General features: G+C 38.9%; 13 protein-coding genes. 12 read left to right on the top strand and 1 reads right to left on the bottom strand.

The genetic code is table 11. The features are described from left to right. Positions 1 to 52 precede the first annotated feature (52 nt). From JK139_RS12345 to JK139_RS12305, 9 genes are all read left to right on the top strand, one after another. Complete coding sequence (locus JK139_RS12345) at positions 53 to 3,406, top strand: TonB-dependent receptor (RefSeq protein ID WP_143439643.1); 3,354 nt, start codon at positions 53 to 55, stop codon at positions 3,404 to 3,406. A gap of 20 nt (positions 3,407 to 3,426) precedes the next feature. Beyond that, a complete protein-coding gene (locus JK139_RS12340) occupies positions 3,427 to 4,932 on the top strand; it encodes a RagB/SusD family nutrient uptake outer membrane protein (protein ID WP_218331402.1) in 1,506 nt (501 codons plus the stop codon). 30 nt (positions 4,933 to 4,962) lie between these two features. Continuing rightward, positions 4,963 to 5,823, top strand: a complete 861-nt coding sequence (locus JK139_RS12335) for a LamG domain-containing protein (RefSeq protein WP_218331401.1) — start codon at positions 4,963 to 4,965, stop codon at positions 5,821 to 5,823. A gap of 77 nt (positions 5,824 to 5,900) precedes the next feature. Then, the gene (locus tag JK139_RS12330) at positions 5,901 to 7,583 is read left to right on the top strand and encodes a glucoamylase family protein (protein WP_218331400.1); all 1,683 of its coding nucleotides are present in this window, start codon (positions 5,901 to 5,903) and stop codon (positions 7,581 to 7,583) included. 33 nt (positions 7,584 to 7,616) lie between these two features. Beyond that, positions 7,617 to 8,945 carry a glucoamylase family protein gene (locus JK139_RS12325; RefSeq protein ID WP_218331399.1) on the top strand — a complete coding sequence of 443 codons (1,329 nt, stop codon included), beginning with the start codon at positions 7,617 to 7,619 and terminating at the stop codon, positions 8,943 to 8,945. Between the two features lie 3 nt (positions 8,946 to 8,948). Continuing rightward, the gene (locus JK139_RS12320) at positions 8,949 to 10,715 is read left to right on the top strand and encodes a family 43 glycosylhydrolase (RefSeq protein ID WP_218331398.1); all 1,767 of its coding nucleotides are present in this window, start codon (positions 8,949 to 8,951) and stop codon (positions 10,713 to 10,715) included. Positions 10,716 to 10,741: 26 nt separating this feature from the next. Further along, entirely contained in the window at positions 10,742 to 13,030 is a 2,289-nt protein-coding gene (gene bglX / locus JK139_RS12315; RefSeq protein WP_218331397.1) for a beta-glucosidase BglX, read from the top strand. Positions 13,031 to 13,160: 130 nt separating this feature from the next. Then, complete coding sequence (locus JK139_RS12310; RefSeq protein WP_074421273.1) at positions 13,161 to 14,540, top strand: aldehyde dehydrogenase; 1,380 nt, start codon at positions 13,161 to 13,163, stop codon at positions 14,538 to 14,540. 68 nt (positions 14,541 to 14,608) lie between these two features. After that, complete coding sequence (locus JK139_RS12305) at positions 14,609 to 15,199, top strand: glutathione peroxidase (protein WP_074421272.1); 591 nt, start codon at positions 14,609 to 14,611, stop codon at positions 15,197 to 15,199. 93 nt (positions 15,200 to 15,292) lie between these two features. Here JK139_RS12305 and dusB read toward each other — a convergent pair whose 3' ends face one another. Beyond that, positions 15,293 to 16,330, bottom strand: coding sequence for a tRNA dihydrouridine synthase DusB (gene dusB, locus JK139_RS12300; protein ID WP_218331396.1), 1,038 nt, complete (start codon positions 16,328 to 16,330; stop codon positions 15,293 to 15,295). Between the two features lie 70 nt (positions 16,331 to 16,400). Between dusB and JK139_RS12295 the strand changes: the two genes are divergently transcribed. Genes JK139_RS12295 through JK139_RS12285 form a run of 3 tightly spaced genes read left to right on the top strand, consistent with a single transcriptional unit; the run spans position 16,401 to position 18,493 of the window. Continuing rightward, the gene (locus tag JK139_RS12295) at positions 16,401 to 17,363 is read left to right on the top strand and encodes a CPBP family intramembrane glutamic endopeptidase (protein WP_218331395.1); all 963 of its coding nucleotides are present in this window, start codon (positions 16,401 to 16,403) and stop codon (positions 17,361 to 17,363) included. Between the two features lie 9 nt (positions 17,364 to 17,372). Further along, a complete protein-coding gene (locus JK139_RS12290) occupies positions 17,373 to 17,588 on the top strand; it encodes a putative signal transducing protein (RefSeq protein WP_218331394.1) in 216 nt (71 codons plus the stop codon). Positions 17,589 to 17,602: 14 nt separating this feature from the next. Next, on the top strand, positions 17,603 to 18,493 hold the full coding sequence (locus JK139_RS12285; protein WP_218331393.1) for a phosphatidate cytidylyltransferase: 891 nt from the start codon (positions 17,603 to 17,605) through the stop codon (positions 18,491 to 18,493). The last annotated feature ends 45 nt before the right edge of the window (positions 18,494 to 18,538 follow it).

Below are 18,538 nucleotides of genomic sequence, written 5' to 3'. Positions count from 1 at the left end.
TTGCTATGAATAGCAGGTTCTTAGCATTATTCACTTATTCAAACACTAATGTATGAAAAAATCGATTGCTGTTGCAGGGAAGTTGCGTCTTCCCTTAAAGCCATTAATTTATATGAAACTAACACTACTACTTAGTATTTTTTGCATTTTTAATGCCACTGCCGGTACCCATGCGCAAACGGTTTCTGTAAAAATGAATAAAACAGAAATAGCCAAGGTGCTGGGAAATATTGAGCAGCAGGGCGGATACAGATTTTTATTCAACAGCCGCTTGAAAGACCTGAAGGAAAAGGTAAACCTCAACGTTAACAATGCGGCCATTGAAACTGTGCTTGACCAATTATTTTCCGGCACCAGTTTAACCTATAAAATTTTAAGCAATAATTTAATTGCCATTCGTTCTGTTAATCCAGATGAACAGGATATTAAAATAACGGGAAAAATAGTAAACGAAAAAGGAGAACCGTTAAGCGGCGTAAGTATTTCCATTCAGGGTACATCAAAAGGTACGGTTACCGATAATAATGGTAATTACTCATTGAATGTTGCGCCTAATGCGGTTTTAATTGTTTCCTATATTGGCTATACCACACAGGAAGTAAAAGTAAATAACCAGAATGTGATTAATATATCATTGGTTGCTTCCGAGAAACAGTTAGATCAGGTAGTAGTAGTGGGATATGGTACCCAACGTAAACAGGATGTTACGGGTTCAATTGCTACCATTCAAGGTTCTGAAATTTCAAAACAGGCTTCTGTTAACCCCATTAGTGCATTACAGGGTAAGGTAGCCGGTGTGCAAATTACCAACTCTGGCGCACCGGGTAGTGCACCACAAATCAACATTAGAGGCCTAGGTACTTATTGGTCAAATACCGGCCCGTTATATGTGGTAGATGGTGTTTGGTTAAATGACGTTAATTTTTTAAACCCCGCCGATATTCAATCTATCAGTATTTTAAAAGATGCCTCCAGCGAAGCTATATACGGTATTAAAGGGGCCAATGGTGTTGTAATTATTACAACTAAAAAAGGAACGGGTGCTAATAGAAAGCCGGTAGTTAATTATACAGGTTATGTGGGTTATCAAAAAGCTACCAATCAGGTAAAAATGGCCGATGCTCATCAATATGCTGTTTTATTTAATGAATTGGGCAGAATGACAGGGGCTACCAACTTCTTAGATTCTTCGAAATTTGGCACAGGTACCAATTGGTTTGATCAGGTTTTACGCAATGCCATCATTACCAATCATCAGGTATCGGTAACCGGTGGTTCTGATAAAAACACCTATAATTTTTCTTTGGGTTATTTAACTCAACAAGGTATTTTAAAAACAAACGACTATACCCGTTATACTGCCAATCTGAGCAATGATATACAAGTTTCTAAAAACATTAAAGCAGGCTACACTGTAATTGGCAATTTTAATAATTCGCACAATGCACCAGGTGGAATTTGGCATGCATTGTATGCTGCTCCTCCTGTTTTACCTGTAAAATTTGCCGATGGTGTTACTTATGGCGATCCGGGTTATTATGGATTGGGTTCTGCAGTTAGCAATCCGCAGGCAACATTAGATTATAATAATTCATATAGCAGAGGATACAACTTTACCGGTAATGCTTATGTAGATATTCGCTTTGCCAGTCACTTTGATTTTAAAACAACCATTAGCGGGGTATATGGCGATAATGAATCTAAAAATTATGTGCCTGTTTATAAAGCTACCTCTACGCAACAAAATTCTGTTAGTAACCTGGGTGTTTCCCGAGGTGAAAACAGATCGTGGATCGCAGAAAATACCATTACTTATTCCAACACATTTGCTACCAATCATCGGGTAACTATTTTAGCCGGTCAGCATGCGGAATGGAATAATTATAATTTTATTTCAGCATCTGCACAAAATGTTCCGAATGTTAATTCCGGTAACTGGTTTTTGGGTTTGGGTAATAACCCCTATGTAAATGATGTGGATAATAGTTATAACCAGCAATATCCATTACAATCTACCATCTCCTCTTATTTTGGAAGAATCAATTATGCGTTTAAAAATAAATACATGTTGAATGCTACCATGCGTGCAGATGGTTCTTCTAAATTTACCGGAAGTGAAAGATGGGGATATTTCCCATCTATAGGTGCTGCATGGATTGTTTCTCAGGAAAATTTTATGCGCAATCAACACATATTTAATTCGCTGAAATTAAAGGCTAGTTGGGGTAAAGTGGGCAATGCAGGTGTACCCACATTTGTGAGTACACAACAAACCGTTTCAGGCGGCGCATACAGTGTAATTTATGGCAATAGTGGTACCGTTTCGCAGGGTGTAAGTGTTGCATCCATTCCTCCACCACCATTAAAATGGGAAAAGAGTGTTGGAACAGATATTGGCCTGGAAGCCTCTGTTCTAAATAGTCGCTTAACTATTGAGGCAGATGTGTACAATAAAAAAACACAGGATATTATTATGAATGTTTATTTGCCGGGCTCTGCAGGATTGGCCAACCAATTTATTACAACTAATGTGGGTGATGCACAAAATCAGGGTTTTGAATTATCGTTGAACTGGCATGATAATGTAAACAAAGATTTCAGTTACTCTATTAATGGTAATGTTTCTTATAATGAAAATAAATTTTTAAGTAACAGTGCAGGCGGGCAAAAAATTTATGATGGTGGTTCCGGTGCTACCGGTGGTCAGTTTACTACGTTAACAACAGTAGGCCAACCTATTGGGGTATTTTATGGATACAGAGTAGTGGGCATTTTTCAAACTGCTGCAGATGTAGCGAATTACAAAGACAAATCCGGTAACTTATTTCAACCCAATGCTCAACCGGGCGATTTTAAATATGCCAGCACAACAGGCGTAGGACCCATATCTGCTAACGACAGAGTAGTATTGGGCAACCCAAATCCAAAATACATTTATGGTATCAGTACCAATTTTGTTTACAAACAATTTGATTTGTCGGTTGATTTTCAGGGAGTAGCAGGTGTAGATGTGTACAATGCCAATAAGGGTTTGCGTTATGGTGCTGAAAACTGGACACAGGATTTTTACAATAACCGCTGGCATGGTGTAAATACTTCTAACAGTTACCCTTCTGTAAATATTGGCGGTGGTAATAATTACTGGCCCAATTCATGGTATGTAGAAAGTGGCAGCTATTTCAGAATTAGAAATATGCAATTGGGTTATACTTTACCGAATGCCCGTTTACAACATTTAGGTATCCAAACACTTCGGCTATATGTAAATGCGCAAAATGCATTTAATTTCTTTAGCTACAAAGGTTTCTCTCCTGAAGTGGGTGGTAGCCCGGGTAATATTGGTATCGACAACAATACCTATCCGTTATCTGCTATTTACAACTTTGGTGTAAATCTTTCTTTCTAAACTTATTAAAGCATATTATTATGAAAAATATATTGAAAATAAAATTGGTCACCCGGGTGGTAAAGCCGGCAATATTATGTTTGTCGATGGCAGTGATTGTTTCCGGTTGCTCAAAAAATTTTTTGGAAGTACCCGTTCAGGGTCAGCAACCCGCTACACAAATTTGGAAAACCGCTACCGATGCAGCTAATGCAGTAAACGCCATTTATGGAAATTTACGTAGTTGGAATAATGTGGCTTTTGCCCCTATTTGTGTAGAAAGCGTAGGATCTGATGATGCAGCAAAAGGCAGTGTGCCCAGCGATGCTACTTTCATTAACGCTTACGATAATTTTACTGTAACAGCTACTGATGGCCAGTTAGATGGTTTTTGGACAGGCCAGTATCAGAATATTAATTTATGTAATCAGGTGCTTGATAATGTGCCCAATATTAATATGGATGCAACTTTAAAAGCACGGTATTTGGCAGAAGCAAAATTTGTAAGGGCTTATTCTTATTTTAGATTGGTACGCGCTTTCGGAAATATTCCACTCATTTTACATGTGCCGTCAAAACCTGCTGAATTAAACCCTGTACAAAGTAAACCTGCTGATGTGTATACTGCCATTGAACAGGATTTAACAGATGCTGCCGGCGTTTTACCCGCTACTTATGGCCCTGCCGATATTGGCCGTGCTACCAAAGGTGCAGCATTAGCTTTGCACGCCAAAGTTGCCATGTATCAGAAAAAATGGAGTGATGTAAAAACATATACCGATCAAATTATTGCATCGGGTACCTATAGTCTTTTCCCTAGTCCGTATAAGTTGTTTAGAATTCCGAATGAGAATAATGTAGAATCCATTTTTGAAATTCAGTGCAATTATGTTGCGGGCAATGGCGGACTCTCTAATAGCCAGTATTCACAGGTGCAGGGTAACCGAGATGCCAATGCAGGATGGGGTTTTAATGTACCAACCCAAAATTTGGTGAATGAATTTGAGCCCGGTGATCCGCGTTTAAATGCAACCATTATGTTTGCCGGTACTACTACACCGGATGGTGACGTAGTGCCGTTGCCGCAAGCCGGTGCTCCTTCCATGTATAACATGAAATCTTATGTTCCCTTTGCATTAGCGTTAGTGGATAATCAGGGTGCCGATCAAAATGTTCGGGTAATTCGTTATGCTGAAGTGTTGTTAATGAATGCTGAGGCGAATAATGAATTGGGTAACACAGCAGCAGCATTGGCTTCTTTAGAAAAAGTAAGAGCCCGTGCCAGAGCACAAAGTGCTAACCCTGCAGTTGATTTACCCCCGGTTGTTACCACCGATCAGGCTACACTTCGTAATGCCATTTGGCACGAAAGAAGGGTTGAACTGGCCATGGAGTTTGATCGTTATTTTGATGTAATTCGTCAGGGCCGTGCAGCCACTGTTTTTGGCCCATTAGGTTGGAAAGCCGGTAAAAATGAAGTATGGCCTATTCCTCAAAACCAAATTGATATTAGTGGCGGGGTATTGGTTCAAAATCCCGGATACTAATTGTTTTATTCATTAATTAAACTTCTGATTATGAAACGGAATAAAAAATATAATTTTTCAACATATATTTCCGAAATTTTATTGTTGGCCGTTGGAATAACTTCCTGCCAAAAATCCTTCGATCCTGCCAGTTATGCACCTGCCCAAACATTTGGGGGTTATACAACATCAAGAGAAATTGCAGCTTCTAATCTGGTGGGCTATTGGGGCTTTGAAAACTCGCTGATTGACAGTGTTTCAAATAAAAATGGCAACGGAGTAGGTACTTCATTTACAACTGGTATTAAGGGAAATGCCTTGCAAGGTGCCAATAACGGCTATTTTATTACTACACCCAGCAGTGCAGTGGTGGGTTTAAAAAGTTTTACCATTTCATTTTGGGTAAATTCACCACAAAACACAAATGGTACTTTTGGATTGGTTTGCTTATCCAATACGCAGGATTTTTGGGGCAATATTGATATTTTCTTTGAAAATGGCAGTACACCTACCAATGCAAATTTAAAAGCGCATATTGAAAACTGGGTGAATCCTACAACTGATAACGACCAATGGTTGGGTACTTTTGCCGCAGGCAATATCTGGAATAAATGGTCACATATTGTGTTGACTTACGATGCTACCACTTCTACATTTGTTACTTATTTAAATGGCAGCGCTATCAATACTACCGTAAAAGCAGGAAATGGTCCATTAACTTTTCAAAATGCGTCAGCTTTAATTTTTGGTACTATGCAGTTTAATACAACACCTTCATTGGGTACTGCAGGTAGTGCGCAGGGGTGGGCCAGTTATATGCCAGGTGCTATGGATGAGGTGCGTATATACAATAAAGCCATTGCTGCAGCAGATGTAAAAGCTTTGTATCAGTTACAAAATTTGGGTAAATAATTTTTTCATTGTTGTAAATAAAAAAGTGTGTCCTGTGGTAATCATGCGTACAGCAGGATGCACTTTTTACTTTTATTATGAAACTTTTTTTTAAAAACGGTTGGATGGCTTTTATGCTGCTTGTTTTTTTTAGCGGTTGCAAGAAAAAAGATACAACTGTTTTACCAGGCCCTGCACCTGCACCGGCATCATTTAGCCTGAACAGTTTAAAGGTAAATGGGCAATACAGCGGATTTACCTATTACAATGTAAATACAACTCCCTTCATTTTATTTTCATTTACAGCCCCCATTAATAACACTTCATTGGCAAACAGTATTCAATTAGTGGGTGGCAGTGGTGTAGTAATACCCATCAATACTACATTGCAAAATAATGATAGTGCAGTTTTAATACAACCTGTTAATAACATTAACCCTATTACGTTATATACTTTAACTGTATCAACTGCATTACAATCAAAAGCCGGAGGAAATTTACAATCGCCGGTTTCGGTTAAACTCATTACAGCCATCGATTCAACCGATAAATTTCCCCAAATTGCCGATACTGCATTGCTTACGTTGGTGCAACAACAAACCTTTAAATATTTTTGGGATTTTGGTCATCCGGTAAGTGGTATGGCAAGAGAAAGAAATACGTCTGGCGATGTGGTAACAACAGGCGGTACCGGATTTGGTATCATGAGTATACTGGTTGGCGTGAATCGTGGATTTATTTCCAGAACTGACGGACTGAACAGAATCAATACCATTGTTTCGTTTTTGATGAATAATTGTACGCGTTACCATGGTGCCTTTGCGCATTGGATAAATGGCGCCACTGGGGCAACGGTACCTTTTAGTACGCAAGACAATGGAGCTGATTTGGTAGAAACTGCTTATTTAATGCAGGGCTTATTGTGTGCCCGACAATATTTTAATGGGGCTGGTACAACGGAAACCACTTTGCGCAACAACATTAACAAATTATGGAATGGAGTAGAATGGAATTGGTTTACACAAAATAATCAGCAGGTGCTTTACTGGCACTGGAGCCCTAATTATAACTGGAATATGAATATACAGATTAAGGGATGGAATGAAGCTTTAATTACTTATGTGCTTGCAGCATCTTCAACCACCTCTTCCATTAATCAGGCTGTATATACCAATGGATGGGCTTCGAATGGAGGTATGAAGAACGGAAATACCTATTACGAAAATGTATTACCGTTAGGACCTGCATTAGGCGGCCCATTGTTTTTTGCGCATTATTCTTTTCTCGGTATTAATCCCAATGGGTTGAATGATGTTTATGCCAATTATATGATACAAAACACAGCACATGCAAAAATAAATTATGCTTATTGTGTGGCCAATCCTGCACATTATAATGGGTACAGCAGCGCTGTATGGGGGCTTACCGCCAGCGATGATAATGTTTCCGGTTATTCAGCACATTCCCCAACTAATGATGTGGGTGTAATTAGTCCCACTGCTGCTATTGCCTCTTTGCCCTATACACCAACAGAATCTATGGCCGCTATCCGATTTTTCTATTACAAATTAGGCGATAAAATTTGGGGGCAATATGGATTTACCGATGCATTCAACTTAACCAACATCTGGTTTGCCAGCAGTTATCTGGCTATTGATCAGGGTCCTGAAATTATTATGATTGAAAATTACAGATCGGGGTTGTTATGGAACCTGTTTACTTCTTGTCCGGAAGTGCAAAATGGTATGCGTAATTTAGGTTTTACGGCACCTTATCTGTAAATGAAATATTGCATTATTGAAAAAACATTTCTTATGAAAAAATTATGTTTTATTTTGTTGTGTATGATTGCTATAATGCCTGCATCCTTTGCTCAATATAAAGCAGGCAATTCAAGATTATCAGACAGTGCGCTGTTAGATTTGGTACAACAACAAACATTTAAATATTTCTGGAATTTTGCTCATCCCGTTAGTGGTATGGCACGTGAACGCAGCAATGTGGCTTATGATTATGGTGATGAAGTGGTAACTACCGGCGGTACCGGTTTTGGCGTAATGGCTATGATTGTGGCAGCAGACAGGAAATGGGTACCACGTGATACCATTGCTGCAAGGTTGCTGAAAATGATTCGCTTTCTTTCAAAAGCTAATTCCTATCATGGTGTATTTCCACATTGGATGAATGGCACAACCGGTGTTACCATTCCTTTCAGTAGAAAAGATGATGGCGCTGATTTGGTAGAAACAGCTTATTTGTTTCAGGGTTTATTATGTGCCAGGCAATATTTTACAAATGATAATGCAGTAGAAACAGAAATCAGAAACCGTATTAATTGGTTATGGAATGATATAGAATGGAACTGGTTCACCAAAGGCGGACAAACAATTTTGTATTGGCACTGGAGCCCCAACAATGGATGGGCCATGAATTTTCCGATACGTGGTTTTAATGAATGTTTAATTACTTATGTGCTGGCTGCATCTGGAACCCGATATCCCGTTTCTGCCGATGTGTATCATCAGGGCTGGGTACAAAGCGATTTTTTTAAAAATGGTAAACAGTTTTATGGTATTACCCTGCCATTGGGTTTTGATGGTGGTGGGCCATTATTTTTTTCTCAATACTCATTTCTGGGGCTTGACCCTCGTGGTTTAAAAGACCACTATGCTAATTATTGGGAACAAAATCGCAATCATACATTAATTAATCATGCCTATTGTTTGGCTAATCCAAAGCAGTTTAAAGGCTATGGGCCCAATTGCTGGGGCTTAACCGCCTGCGATACCTACAATGGTTACAATGCTTTTTCACCTACAAATGATGCGGGTACCATTGCGCCAACTGCAGCTTTGTCTGCTTTTCCCTATACGCCCGAATATTCAATGAAAGCATTGCGTTTTTTTTATGATAGTCTTGGCTCAAAACTTTGGGGTGAATATGGTTTTAAAGATGCATTTAATTTATCAAAAAACTGGTTTGCTTCTTCCTATCTGGCAATTGATGAAGGCCCAATAGTGGTAATGATTGAAAATTATAGAACCGGATTGTTATGGAAATTATTCATGAGCTGTAAAGAAGTACAGGGAGGGTTAATAAAATTAGGTTTCCAAAGCCCATGGTTGCAACAGAAAAATAATTAAACAATGAAAGTTAAATTTTTTTCGCTTTTGATAATATTGTGCTTTGTACATGGCGTACAAGCGCAATGGCAACAGAAAACTTATTGTAATCCTATTAATATTGATTATGGTTATACACCCATTCCAAATTTTAGTGAGGCCGGCCGTCACCGTGCAACTGCCGATCCGGTAATTGTTCGCTATAAGAATGATTATTATTTGTTTTCTACCAATCAGTGGGGTTATTGGTGGAGTACTGATATGTTACACTGGAATTTTGTTTCCCGTAAATTTTTGCGTCCCTGGAATGCTGGCTATGATGAGCTTTGCGCTCCTGCTGTTGCTGTATTAAGCGATACAATGATTGTATTTGGCTCTACTTATACTTCAAATTTTTCTGTTTGGATGAGCACTAATCCTAAAGCAAATGAATGGAAACCTTTGGTTGATTCCTTTGCAATTGGTGGATGGGACCCCGATTTTTTTGTAGATACAGATGGTAAATTGTACATGTATAATGGTAGCAGCAACCGATATCCGTTATACGGTATTGAATTAAACAGGAATAATCTGGCACCTATGGGTTCCAGAAAAGAAATGTATTTATTGGAACCCTGGCGTTATGGATGGCAACGTTTTGGTGAGTATATGGACAATACCTTTTTAGATCCATTTATTGAAGGTGCCTGGATGACAAAACACAATAACAAATATTATTTACAATACGGCGCACCGGGTACTGAATTTAGTGGCTATGCTGATGGTGTGGTTGTGGGTGAACATCCTTTAGGTCCTTTTACGCCACAATCTGATCCGCTTTCATTTAAACCCGGAGGTTTTGCCCATGGTGCCGGTCATGGCAGCACTTTTCAGGATGCATGGAATAACTGGTGGCATGTTTCAACCATGGTTATTAGTGTTAAAAACAATTTTGAAAGAAGGTTGGGAATATGGCCTGCCGGTTTTGATGAAGATGATGTGATATATTGTAACACTTCATTTGGCGATTATCCACATTATTTACCCAATGTAATTAAAAACAGTAACCATGCTACTTTAAACGGTAGTGGCTTTACGGGATGGATGTTGCTGAATTACAACAAACCTGTTCAGGTATCTTCAACATTGGGTGCGTTTGAGCCGAATAATGCTGTAGATGAAAATATTAAAACCTACTGGAGTGCCGCTACCGGCAAAAAAGGAGAATGGATTCAAACAGATTTGGGCGCTCAGGATTCTGTATATGCCATTCAAATCAACTATGCCGATCAAAATGTAGACAGTAGTTTTTTAGGAAAACAATCCGGCTCTTTCCATCAATATAAATTGTATCAGTCCGCAGATGGCAGGAATTGGACTGTTTTAGTAGATAAATCTTTGAATACATCTGATATACCACATGATTATGTAGAACTACCAACACCGGTGCAAACCCGTTTTATAAAATTAGAAAACATACATATGCCTACGGGAAAATTTGCTATTAGTGGATTGCGTGTTTTTGGAAAAGGAATGGGTAGTGTTCCCGATTCTGTTAAAAACTTTATTGTTTTGAGAACAGAAAAAGACAAGCGGAGTGGCTGGCTGAAATGGCAAACCGTTAATAATGCCTATGCATATAATATTTATTTTGGAACACAGCCTGATAAGCTTTACAATTCAATTATGGTATATAACCAAAATGAGTATTGGTACAAAGGAATGGATAAAGAAAAGCCTTATTATTTTGCCATTGAAGCCTTGAATGAAAATGGAATATCGCAAAGAACAAAACCTGTTCTTGTAAAATAAATTTGCATTACCCAAAAATACAAAGTATGAAAAAAACGTCTTTATTATTCGCTGTTGTGATGATGTTCAATTATTCTGCAATAGCACAGCAATTACCTGCTTCGGTTAAAATGCACCAATTCATTGAAAAATTAATGCAGCAAATGACGCTGGAAGAAAAAATTGGGCAGTTGAATTTGCTGACACCCGGAGGAGGTATTCCAACCGGCGCCGTAGTAAGCACTGATGTAGAAACCAAAATTAAAAACGGACAGGTGGGTGGTTTATTTGGTGTAATTGGCGCCGATAAGGTATTACAGGCACAGCGGCTGGCAGTGGAAAAATCCAGGTTACACATTCCCTTAATTTTTGGTTCTGATGTGATTCATGGTCATAAAACAACTTTCCCTATTCCATTAGGCCTGGCTTGTAGTTGGGATACCACTTTAATTAAACAAACTGCCCGTGCTGCAGCAATTGAAGCTACTGCAGATGGATTGAGTTGGGCCTTTTCGCCCATGGTAGATATATGCCGCGATCCCCGTTGGGGCCGTATCGCGGAAGGTGCAGGGGAAGATGCTTTTTTAGGCAGCGCTATTGCCGGTGCCATGGTGCGTGGTTATCAAAACAATAATCTTCAGCAAGATAATACCGTTATGGCTTGTGTAAAGCATTTTGCATTATACGGTGCTGCTGAAGGTGGCCGTGATTATAATACGGTAGATATGAGCCGCATCAGAATGTATAATGAATATTTACCCCCTTATAAAGCTGCTATCGATGCCGGTGCAGGTAGTGTAATGAGTTCGTTTAATGTAATTGATGATGTTCCGGCAACGAGTAACCGTTGGTTGTTAACCGATTTATTGCGTAAGCAATGGCAATTTAATGGATTTGTGGTGAGCGATTATACATCTGTAAATGAAATGGAAGCACATGGTTTGGGAAATTTGCAACAGGTTGCTGCATTAGCGTTAAAAGCAGGGTTAGATATGGATATGGTGGGAGAAGGTTTTTTAACCACTTTAAAAAAATCATTACAGGAAGGCAAAGTAACCTTGAATGATATTAATACTGCCTGTAGAAGAGTGCTGGAAGCCAAATATAAATTAGGATTGTTTAACAACCCATATCGTAATGTTTCAGCCAACAGAGCATCTGTTATTTTATCGCCCGAACATATAGCACTTTCCCGAAAAGCTGCTGCCAAAGCTTGTGTATTATTAAAAAACAACAATAGCGTATTGCCTTTACAACATACCGGTACCATTGCCTTGGTTGGTCCTTTGGCTGATAGCCGAAGAAATATGCTGGGTACCTGGAGTGTTTCCGGTGACTGGCATCATGCAGTTACTTTGAAGGAAGGAATGGAAAATGTGGCCGGCCAACAGGTGAAAATTGTTTATGCCAAAGGCGCTAATATTTCAGATGATACCCTCTTCAATAAAAAAGTAAATGTATTTGGACCTGAAATTGAAATGGGGCCTACATCATCAGATGCCATGATTCAGGAAGCAGTGGCCGCTGCTATGCAAGCAGATGTGGTGGTGGCTGCATTAGGTGAAGCTGCCGATATGTCGGGTGAATCATCCAGCAGGGCTGATATAGGGTTACCCGAAAGTCAGCAAAAACTATTGCATGCACTGGTGCAAACCGGAAAGCCGGTAGTAATTGTGTTATTTAACGGAAGGCCTATGACGTTGGTAAAAGAAAGCCAAATGGCTACAGCCATTGTAGATGTATGGTTTGGTGGCACCGAAGCCGGCAATGGTATTGCAGATGTGTTGTTTGGCCATGAAAATCCTTCCGGGAAATTAACCGCTTCTTTCCCTTATAGTGTAGGGCAAATTCCGGTGTATTACAATCACTTAAATACAGGCAGGCCTTATGTTTTAGGTGGCCCAACCAAATTTAAATCAGACTATTTAGATATTCCTAACGCACCCCTGTTTCCGTTTGGTTTTGGATTAAGTTATACACGTTTTCATTATTCCCCGGTTACTTTATCTGACATTAATTTGAAAAATGGAAGAACCATTCATGCATCAGTAAATGTTACGAATACCGGTAATTATGATGGGGAGGAAGTGGTACAACTATACCTGCGTGATGAAGTGGCTTCTATTAGCCGACCGGTTAAAATGTTGAAAGGATTTCAAAAAATATTTTTAAAAAAGGGCGAAACCAAAACAGTTGACTTTCCGATAACGATTGATGTATTAAAGTTTTATAACAGCCAGTTAAAATATGTTACTGAGCCCGGAAAATATGAAGTGATGATTGGTACCAACAGTAATGAAGTGCAAACAGCTTCATTTACACTATTCAATAATTAAAAATTTGTGGTAGTCGTTTTTGTTAGATAGGGCCTGTTGCAATTACTTGCAATGGCCCTTTTTGTGCTATCAATGATTGGGTTTTATTTGTAGCGTTATTTTCTTTATCTTTTCTTTGAAATTAATTGATATGCAGCCGAATGATTTGTCTTTTCTCAATGATTTAAGAACGAATTTTCAATCAGGGGTTACCAAAACTTATGCTTTTAGAAAGCAGCAGTTACTGAATTTAAAAGCAGCCGTTCTTCAATTTGAAAATGACTTGTATACTGCGCTGGAAGCTGATTTAAAAAAAAGCAGGGAAGAAGCCTGGGTTACGGAAATTGGGATGGTGGTGGCTGAAATAAATCATGCTCTGCACCATTTAAAAAATTGGATAAAGCCAAAAATTGTTGGTACTAATTTAGCGAATCTGCCTTCTTCCAGTAAACTATATGCAGAACCTTGGGGCGTTGTATTAATCATTGCGCCATGGAACTATCCGGTTCAATTATTATTAAGTCCATTAGTAGGCACCATTGCTGCCGGTAATGTGGCGGTGGTAAAACCGAGTGAGTTTGCGGAGGCAACTGCAAATGTGTTACAAAAAATAATTGATACCACTTTTTCTAAAAATTATATTGCTTGCATTCAGGGAGATGGTGCTGTTGTGGTACCTGCTCTGATACGTTCATTTACATTCGATTATATTTTTTATACCGGCAGCACAGCCGTGGGTAAAATTATTTATAAAATGGCTGCTGAAAACTTAGTACCTGTTACCTTAGAATTGGGAGGTAAAAGCCCTTGTTTGGTGGATAAAGATGCAAATATAGCTGTTGCTGCAAAGCGGATTGCAGTAACTAAATTTTCCAACTGTGGTCAAATGTGCGTGGCACCAGATTATGTTATGGTACACCAATCTGTCTATGATGCGTTTGTGCAGGAATTGAAAAAAGTGATTCAACAATTTTTTGGGGATGATGTTGCCGGTAGTCCTGATTATGGTAAAATGATTAATGAAAAACAGTGGAATAGAGTAGTGGGCTATTTGGAACAGGGAACGGTATTAGAGGGTGGCACCTTTCAAAAAGAAAATCTTTATATAGCGCCAAGTTTATTAGCTGTTACTGATTTAAACGGGGCTGTGATGAAAGAAGAAATTTTTGGCCCGGTTTTACCTGTTATTCCCTTTCATACACCTGAAGAAGTAGATAATATCATCTCCGCAAACCCAAATCCGCTGGCGTTTTATGTGTTTACGCAATCCCAAAAAAATGCCGAAGATTGGATACAAAAAATACCATCAGGTGGTGCCTGCATTAATAATGCCAGTTGGCATTTAACCAATCCTAACCTGCCTTTTGGCGGCAGGGGTGCCAGTGGTATTGGCTTATACCATGGAAAATATTCCTTTGATACCTTCAGTCATAAAAAAGCGGTAATGCAAACGCCGGTTTGGTTTGATCCGGCTATCAAATACCCGCCTTTTAAAGGAAAGCTGAAACTCTTTAAATGGCTGATTCGGTAAATGATGCGTTTTTTTGAACAACATCCATCAATGATGTGTTGCATTGTTAGTACATTTTAAAATATAGTATGACAGTAAAACAAAGTTTGTTGAAATGGATATATCCCATTACCATGCAAATAGGTAAGTGGATGCCGGATAAAAAAAATTATCTGGTCAATTTACAACAAGTGATACCGCCGGTAGATTTTTACACTTTGCACGCCATTCAATCTGATGGCTCCGTTTTCAACTTTTCATCTTTACACGGGGAAAAAGTATTACTGGTAAATACTGCCAGTAATTGCGGTTTTACGGCGCAGTATAATGCGTTACAGAAATTATATGAAACTTATAAAGACCGGTTGATCATCCTGGCATTTCCATCCAATGATTTTAAAAATCAGGAACCGGATACGGATGCCAATATTAAAAATTTTTGCAGCTTGCATTACGGAGTACAATTTCAGTTAATGCAAAAATCGGTTGTGGTAAAATCTCAGGTGCAGCATCCTGTGTTTCAATGGTTGAGTGATGCGAACAGGAATGGATGGAATAATCAGGCACCAGTTTGGAATTTTAATAAATACCTTGTGAATGAAGCAGGTATGTTAACGCACTATTTTTCTTCTTTTGTTTCGCCTTTATCTCCTAAATTTTTGGCCGCTATTAAACAGTGATGCTGTAATTGCCGCTTGCCGCATAGCGATAGGAACGTACAAGTGTGCGACGCAACAGGCGCTGCACCACGATTTGTTGCCGGTAACATAATATTATACCGGGCATTTCTCGTGATAGTTAATCAGTTCAATGGGTGTGCGCTCAAAACTGTACCCTTCATAATTCTGTTCAATTTCAGATAAGATGGCAATAATTTCTTCTGTTTCTTTTACGGTCACCAATCTGTTGCGGTACTCTTTAATGCCCGGTAAGCCTTTTAAATAATTGGCGTAGTGGCGGCGCATTTCATTAATGCCAACGATGGGACCCTTCCATTCAACCGATTTTAAAAGATGGTTTTTACAAACGTCAATCCGTTCCCGTATAGTTGGTGAAGGTAATACTGTTTGTGTTTCGAAATAATGTTTAATTTCACGAAAAATCCAAGGATAGCCAATAGCGGCGCGGCCAATCATGATGCCATCTACACCAAACCTGTTTTTGTATTCAAATGCTTTTTCGGGTGAGTCAATATCGCCATTTCCAAAAATGGGAATTTTGATGCGGGGATTATTTTTTACTTTGGCAATCAGCGTCCAGTCGGCTTCTCCCTTATACATTTGTGAACGGGTGCGGCCATGAATGGCTAATGCTTTAATGCCCGCATCCTGCAAGCGTTCTGCTACTTCTTCAATATTTTTAGATTGCTCATCCCAACCCAAACGGGTTTTAACAGTTACCGGCAAATGCGTAGATTTTACAACGGATTCGGTCAGGCGTACCATTAAATCAACATCTTTTAAAACGCCGGCTCCGGCACCTTTGCTGACTACTTTTTTAACCGGGCAACCAAAGTTAATGTCAACCAAATCGGGTTGTACGGTTTCCACAATTTTAGCACTGAGCGACATGGCTTCTTCATCGCCGCCAAAAATTTGTATGCCAATGGGGCGTTCGTAATCAAATATGTCTAATTTTCTTCTGCTTTTAATGGCATCACGAATCAATCCTTCACTCGATATAAATTCGGTGTACATTAAGTCTGCCCCATTCTCTTTACATACTGCCCTAAAAGGAGGATCGCTCACATCTTCCATAGGAGCCAGTAATAAAGGGAAGGCCGGTAAGCTGATGTTTCCTATTTTTACCATTCCATTAAAAATTAATTGGTTGGTTAACAACCAAAGCGCAAATTTACAATCTTACAGATAAATTATGGATATGATTGAAAATACAACACCGGCACATGATGGTTTTGATGCCTTTACAGCAGAAAAGCCGGTTTTACGTAGTAGTAAAATTTCTTATTTTGGGCAGTTGGCCATTTTGATTGGCTTTGCGGGAATGGGTATTGTAGTGAGTAGTGTATTGGCAGTAATTATTTGGATGATGATGACGCACCAATCGTTTACCAGCATGGCTACCGATATTTTATTACCGGCTTATGCTAATGCAGCCAAACTAATTCAGTTGGTAATGTCTTTTTGTATGTTTTTTTTGCCGGCATATTTTTTATCATTGTTATTGAGCCGCAAGCCTTTGCAATACATGCAATATAATCGTAAAGTAAATATTCGTCAGGTATATTTGGTGATTGCAATGGTATTTGCGGGTTTGTTTTTAAGTGGTGCATTAACGCAGCTCAACCAAATTATTCCCATTCCACACAAATGGGAAGTGAGTTTTAAGGCAATGGAAAAAGCATATACCGATGGCGTGAAAGGGATGGCTTCCATGAAAAATTTTGGTGATTACCTGTACACATTGTTCGTTATTGCCATTGCGCCGGCCATTTTTGAAGAAACTTTTTTCAGAGGAGGGTTACAAAATATTCTGGTAAAATGGACTAAAAATGCGGCAGTAGGCATCATTATTACCAGTATCATTTTCAGTGCAGCGCACACCAGCTATTATGGTTTTTTACCCCGTTTTGGACTGGGCATTATTTTAGGCTATATTTATTATTACGGTAAAAATATATGGCTCAATATTTTGTTGCATTTTTTGAACAATGGCTTTGCTGTAACCATGTTGTATTTTGCTACCAAAAACGGACAGTTAAAAGAAGATGCTTTGGATGATACAACTTTTCCCTGGTATATTGGCATTGCAGCCGTTATAGCGTTAGTAGCATTATTTAAGTACTTTAAGCAGGTTACACCAACGCAGCAATCATTGGTATAAATTTTTTTTATGAAGGATAAACCCTCCTGGTATTTGTTATTCAGTACACAAAATTTTCCGAAAGCCAGCATTATAAAAGGGGTTTTGGAAGAAAACAGTATTCCGGTTCAGGTGCTGAATAAATTAGACAGCAGTTACCTGATATTCGGACAAATTGAAATTTATGTGCCCATGCATTTGAAAGATGTGGCACAGCATTTATTACAACGGTCGCTTTTAAATTAATTGAACGAATTGCTATGGCATTGAACCTGCAAACATTTAAAACCCGCACACTTACCGCATTGCTTTTTGTTATGATTATGCTGTCCGGGTTACTGATTAATCAGTGGAGTTTTTTTATATTATTTACCCTTATTCATTTTGGCTGCTGGCATGAGTATCAGCAATTAATTAAAAAAATATATCCGCCCTACAACGGTATTGGGTGGGTGCATGAATATGGAGTTATGTTTTTGGGATGGTGCTTTATGGTTTGGCGTTTTCATAACCCTTTTCCATTGGGCCAGGTAACCATGTATGGTTTGGGATGGTATTTGTTTTTATTAATGGCTGTTTTTTTAATGGCCAAAGAAATTGTGTTTAAGAAGGAAATAGATCTTAAAATAATCGGGTATTCCTTTTTGGGGCTTATTTATATATCATTGAGCTGGAGTTTAATGATGGATATTCGAATTGGTTTTTGGCCTGTAGCAGGTAGTAATAACGTACAAATTTTTCCGGGGCTTGCCATTGTATTGCTATTGATTGGTACCATCTGGATCAATGATACCATGGCCTATTTGGTGGGTTCCTTTATCGGTAAAAGGCCGCTTTCTGCTATTTCTCCCCAAAAAACCTGGGAAGGTACCATTGGTGGGGCTATTGTAGCCATAATTGTAGCTACTTTTCTGGGTATTCAGTTTACAGGTATTTCGCTAAACATTGCATGGGGTATTACCATTATTGCTACGGTGGCCGGAACTTTCGGCGATTTGTTGGAGAGCAAATTAAAACGAATGGCGGGTGTAAAAGACAGTGGACAAATTATGCCGGGGCATGGTGGTTTTTTAGACCGGTTCGATTCCTTGTTACTGGCTACGCCCATTGTTTGGCTTTTTTTATGGGCAATGAGTGGATTCCCTCTTTAAACTAACGGTATGAACTTTCATTTGGTGCTAACGTTAGTTAGTGTA

The organism is Hydrotalea lipotrueae, assembly GCF_019249625.1.
In the GTDB taxonomy this organism is placed as follows: Bacteria; Bacteroidota; Bacteroidia; order Chitinophagales; family Chitinophagaceae; genus Hydrotalea; species Hydrotalea flava.
The sequence above is the reverse complement of the archived record's forward strand: the minus strand, read 5'-3'. Positions and strand labels throughout refer to the sequence as shown.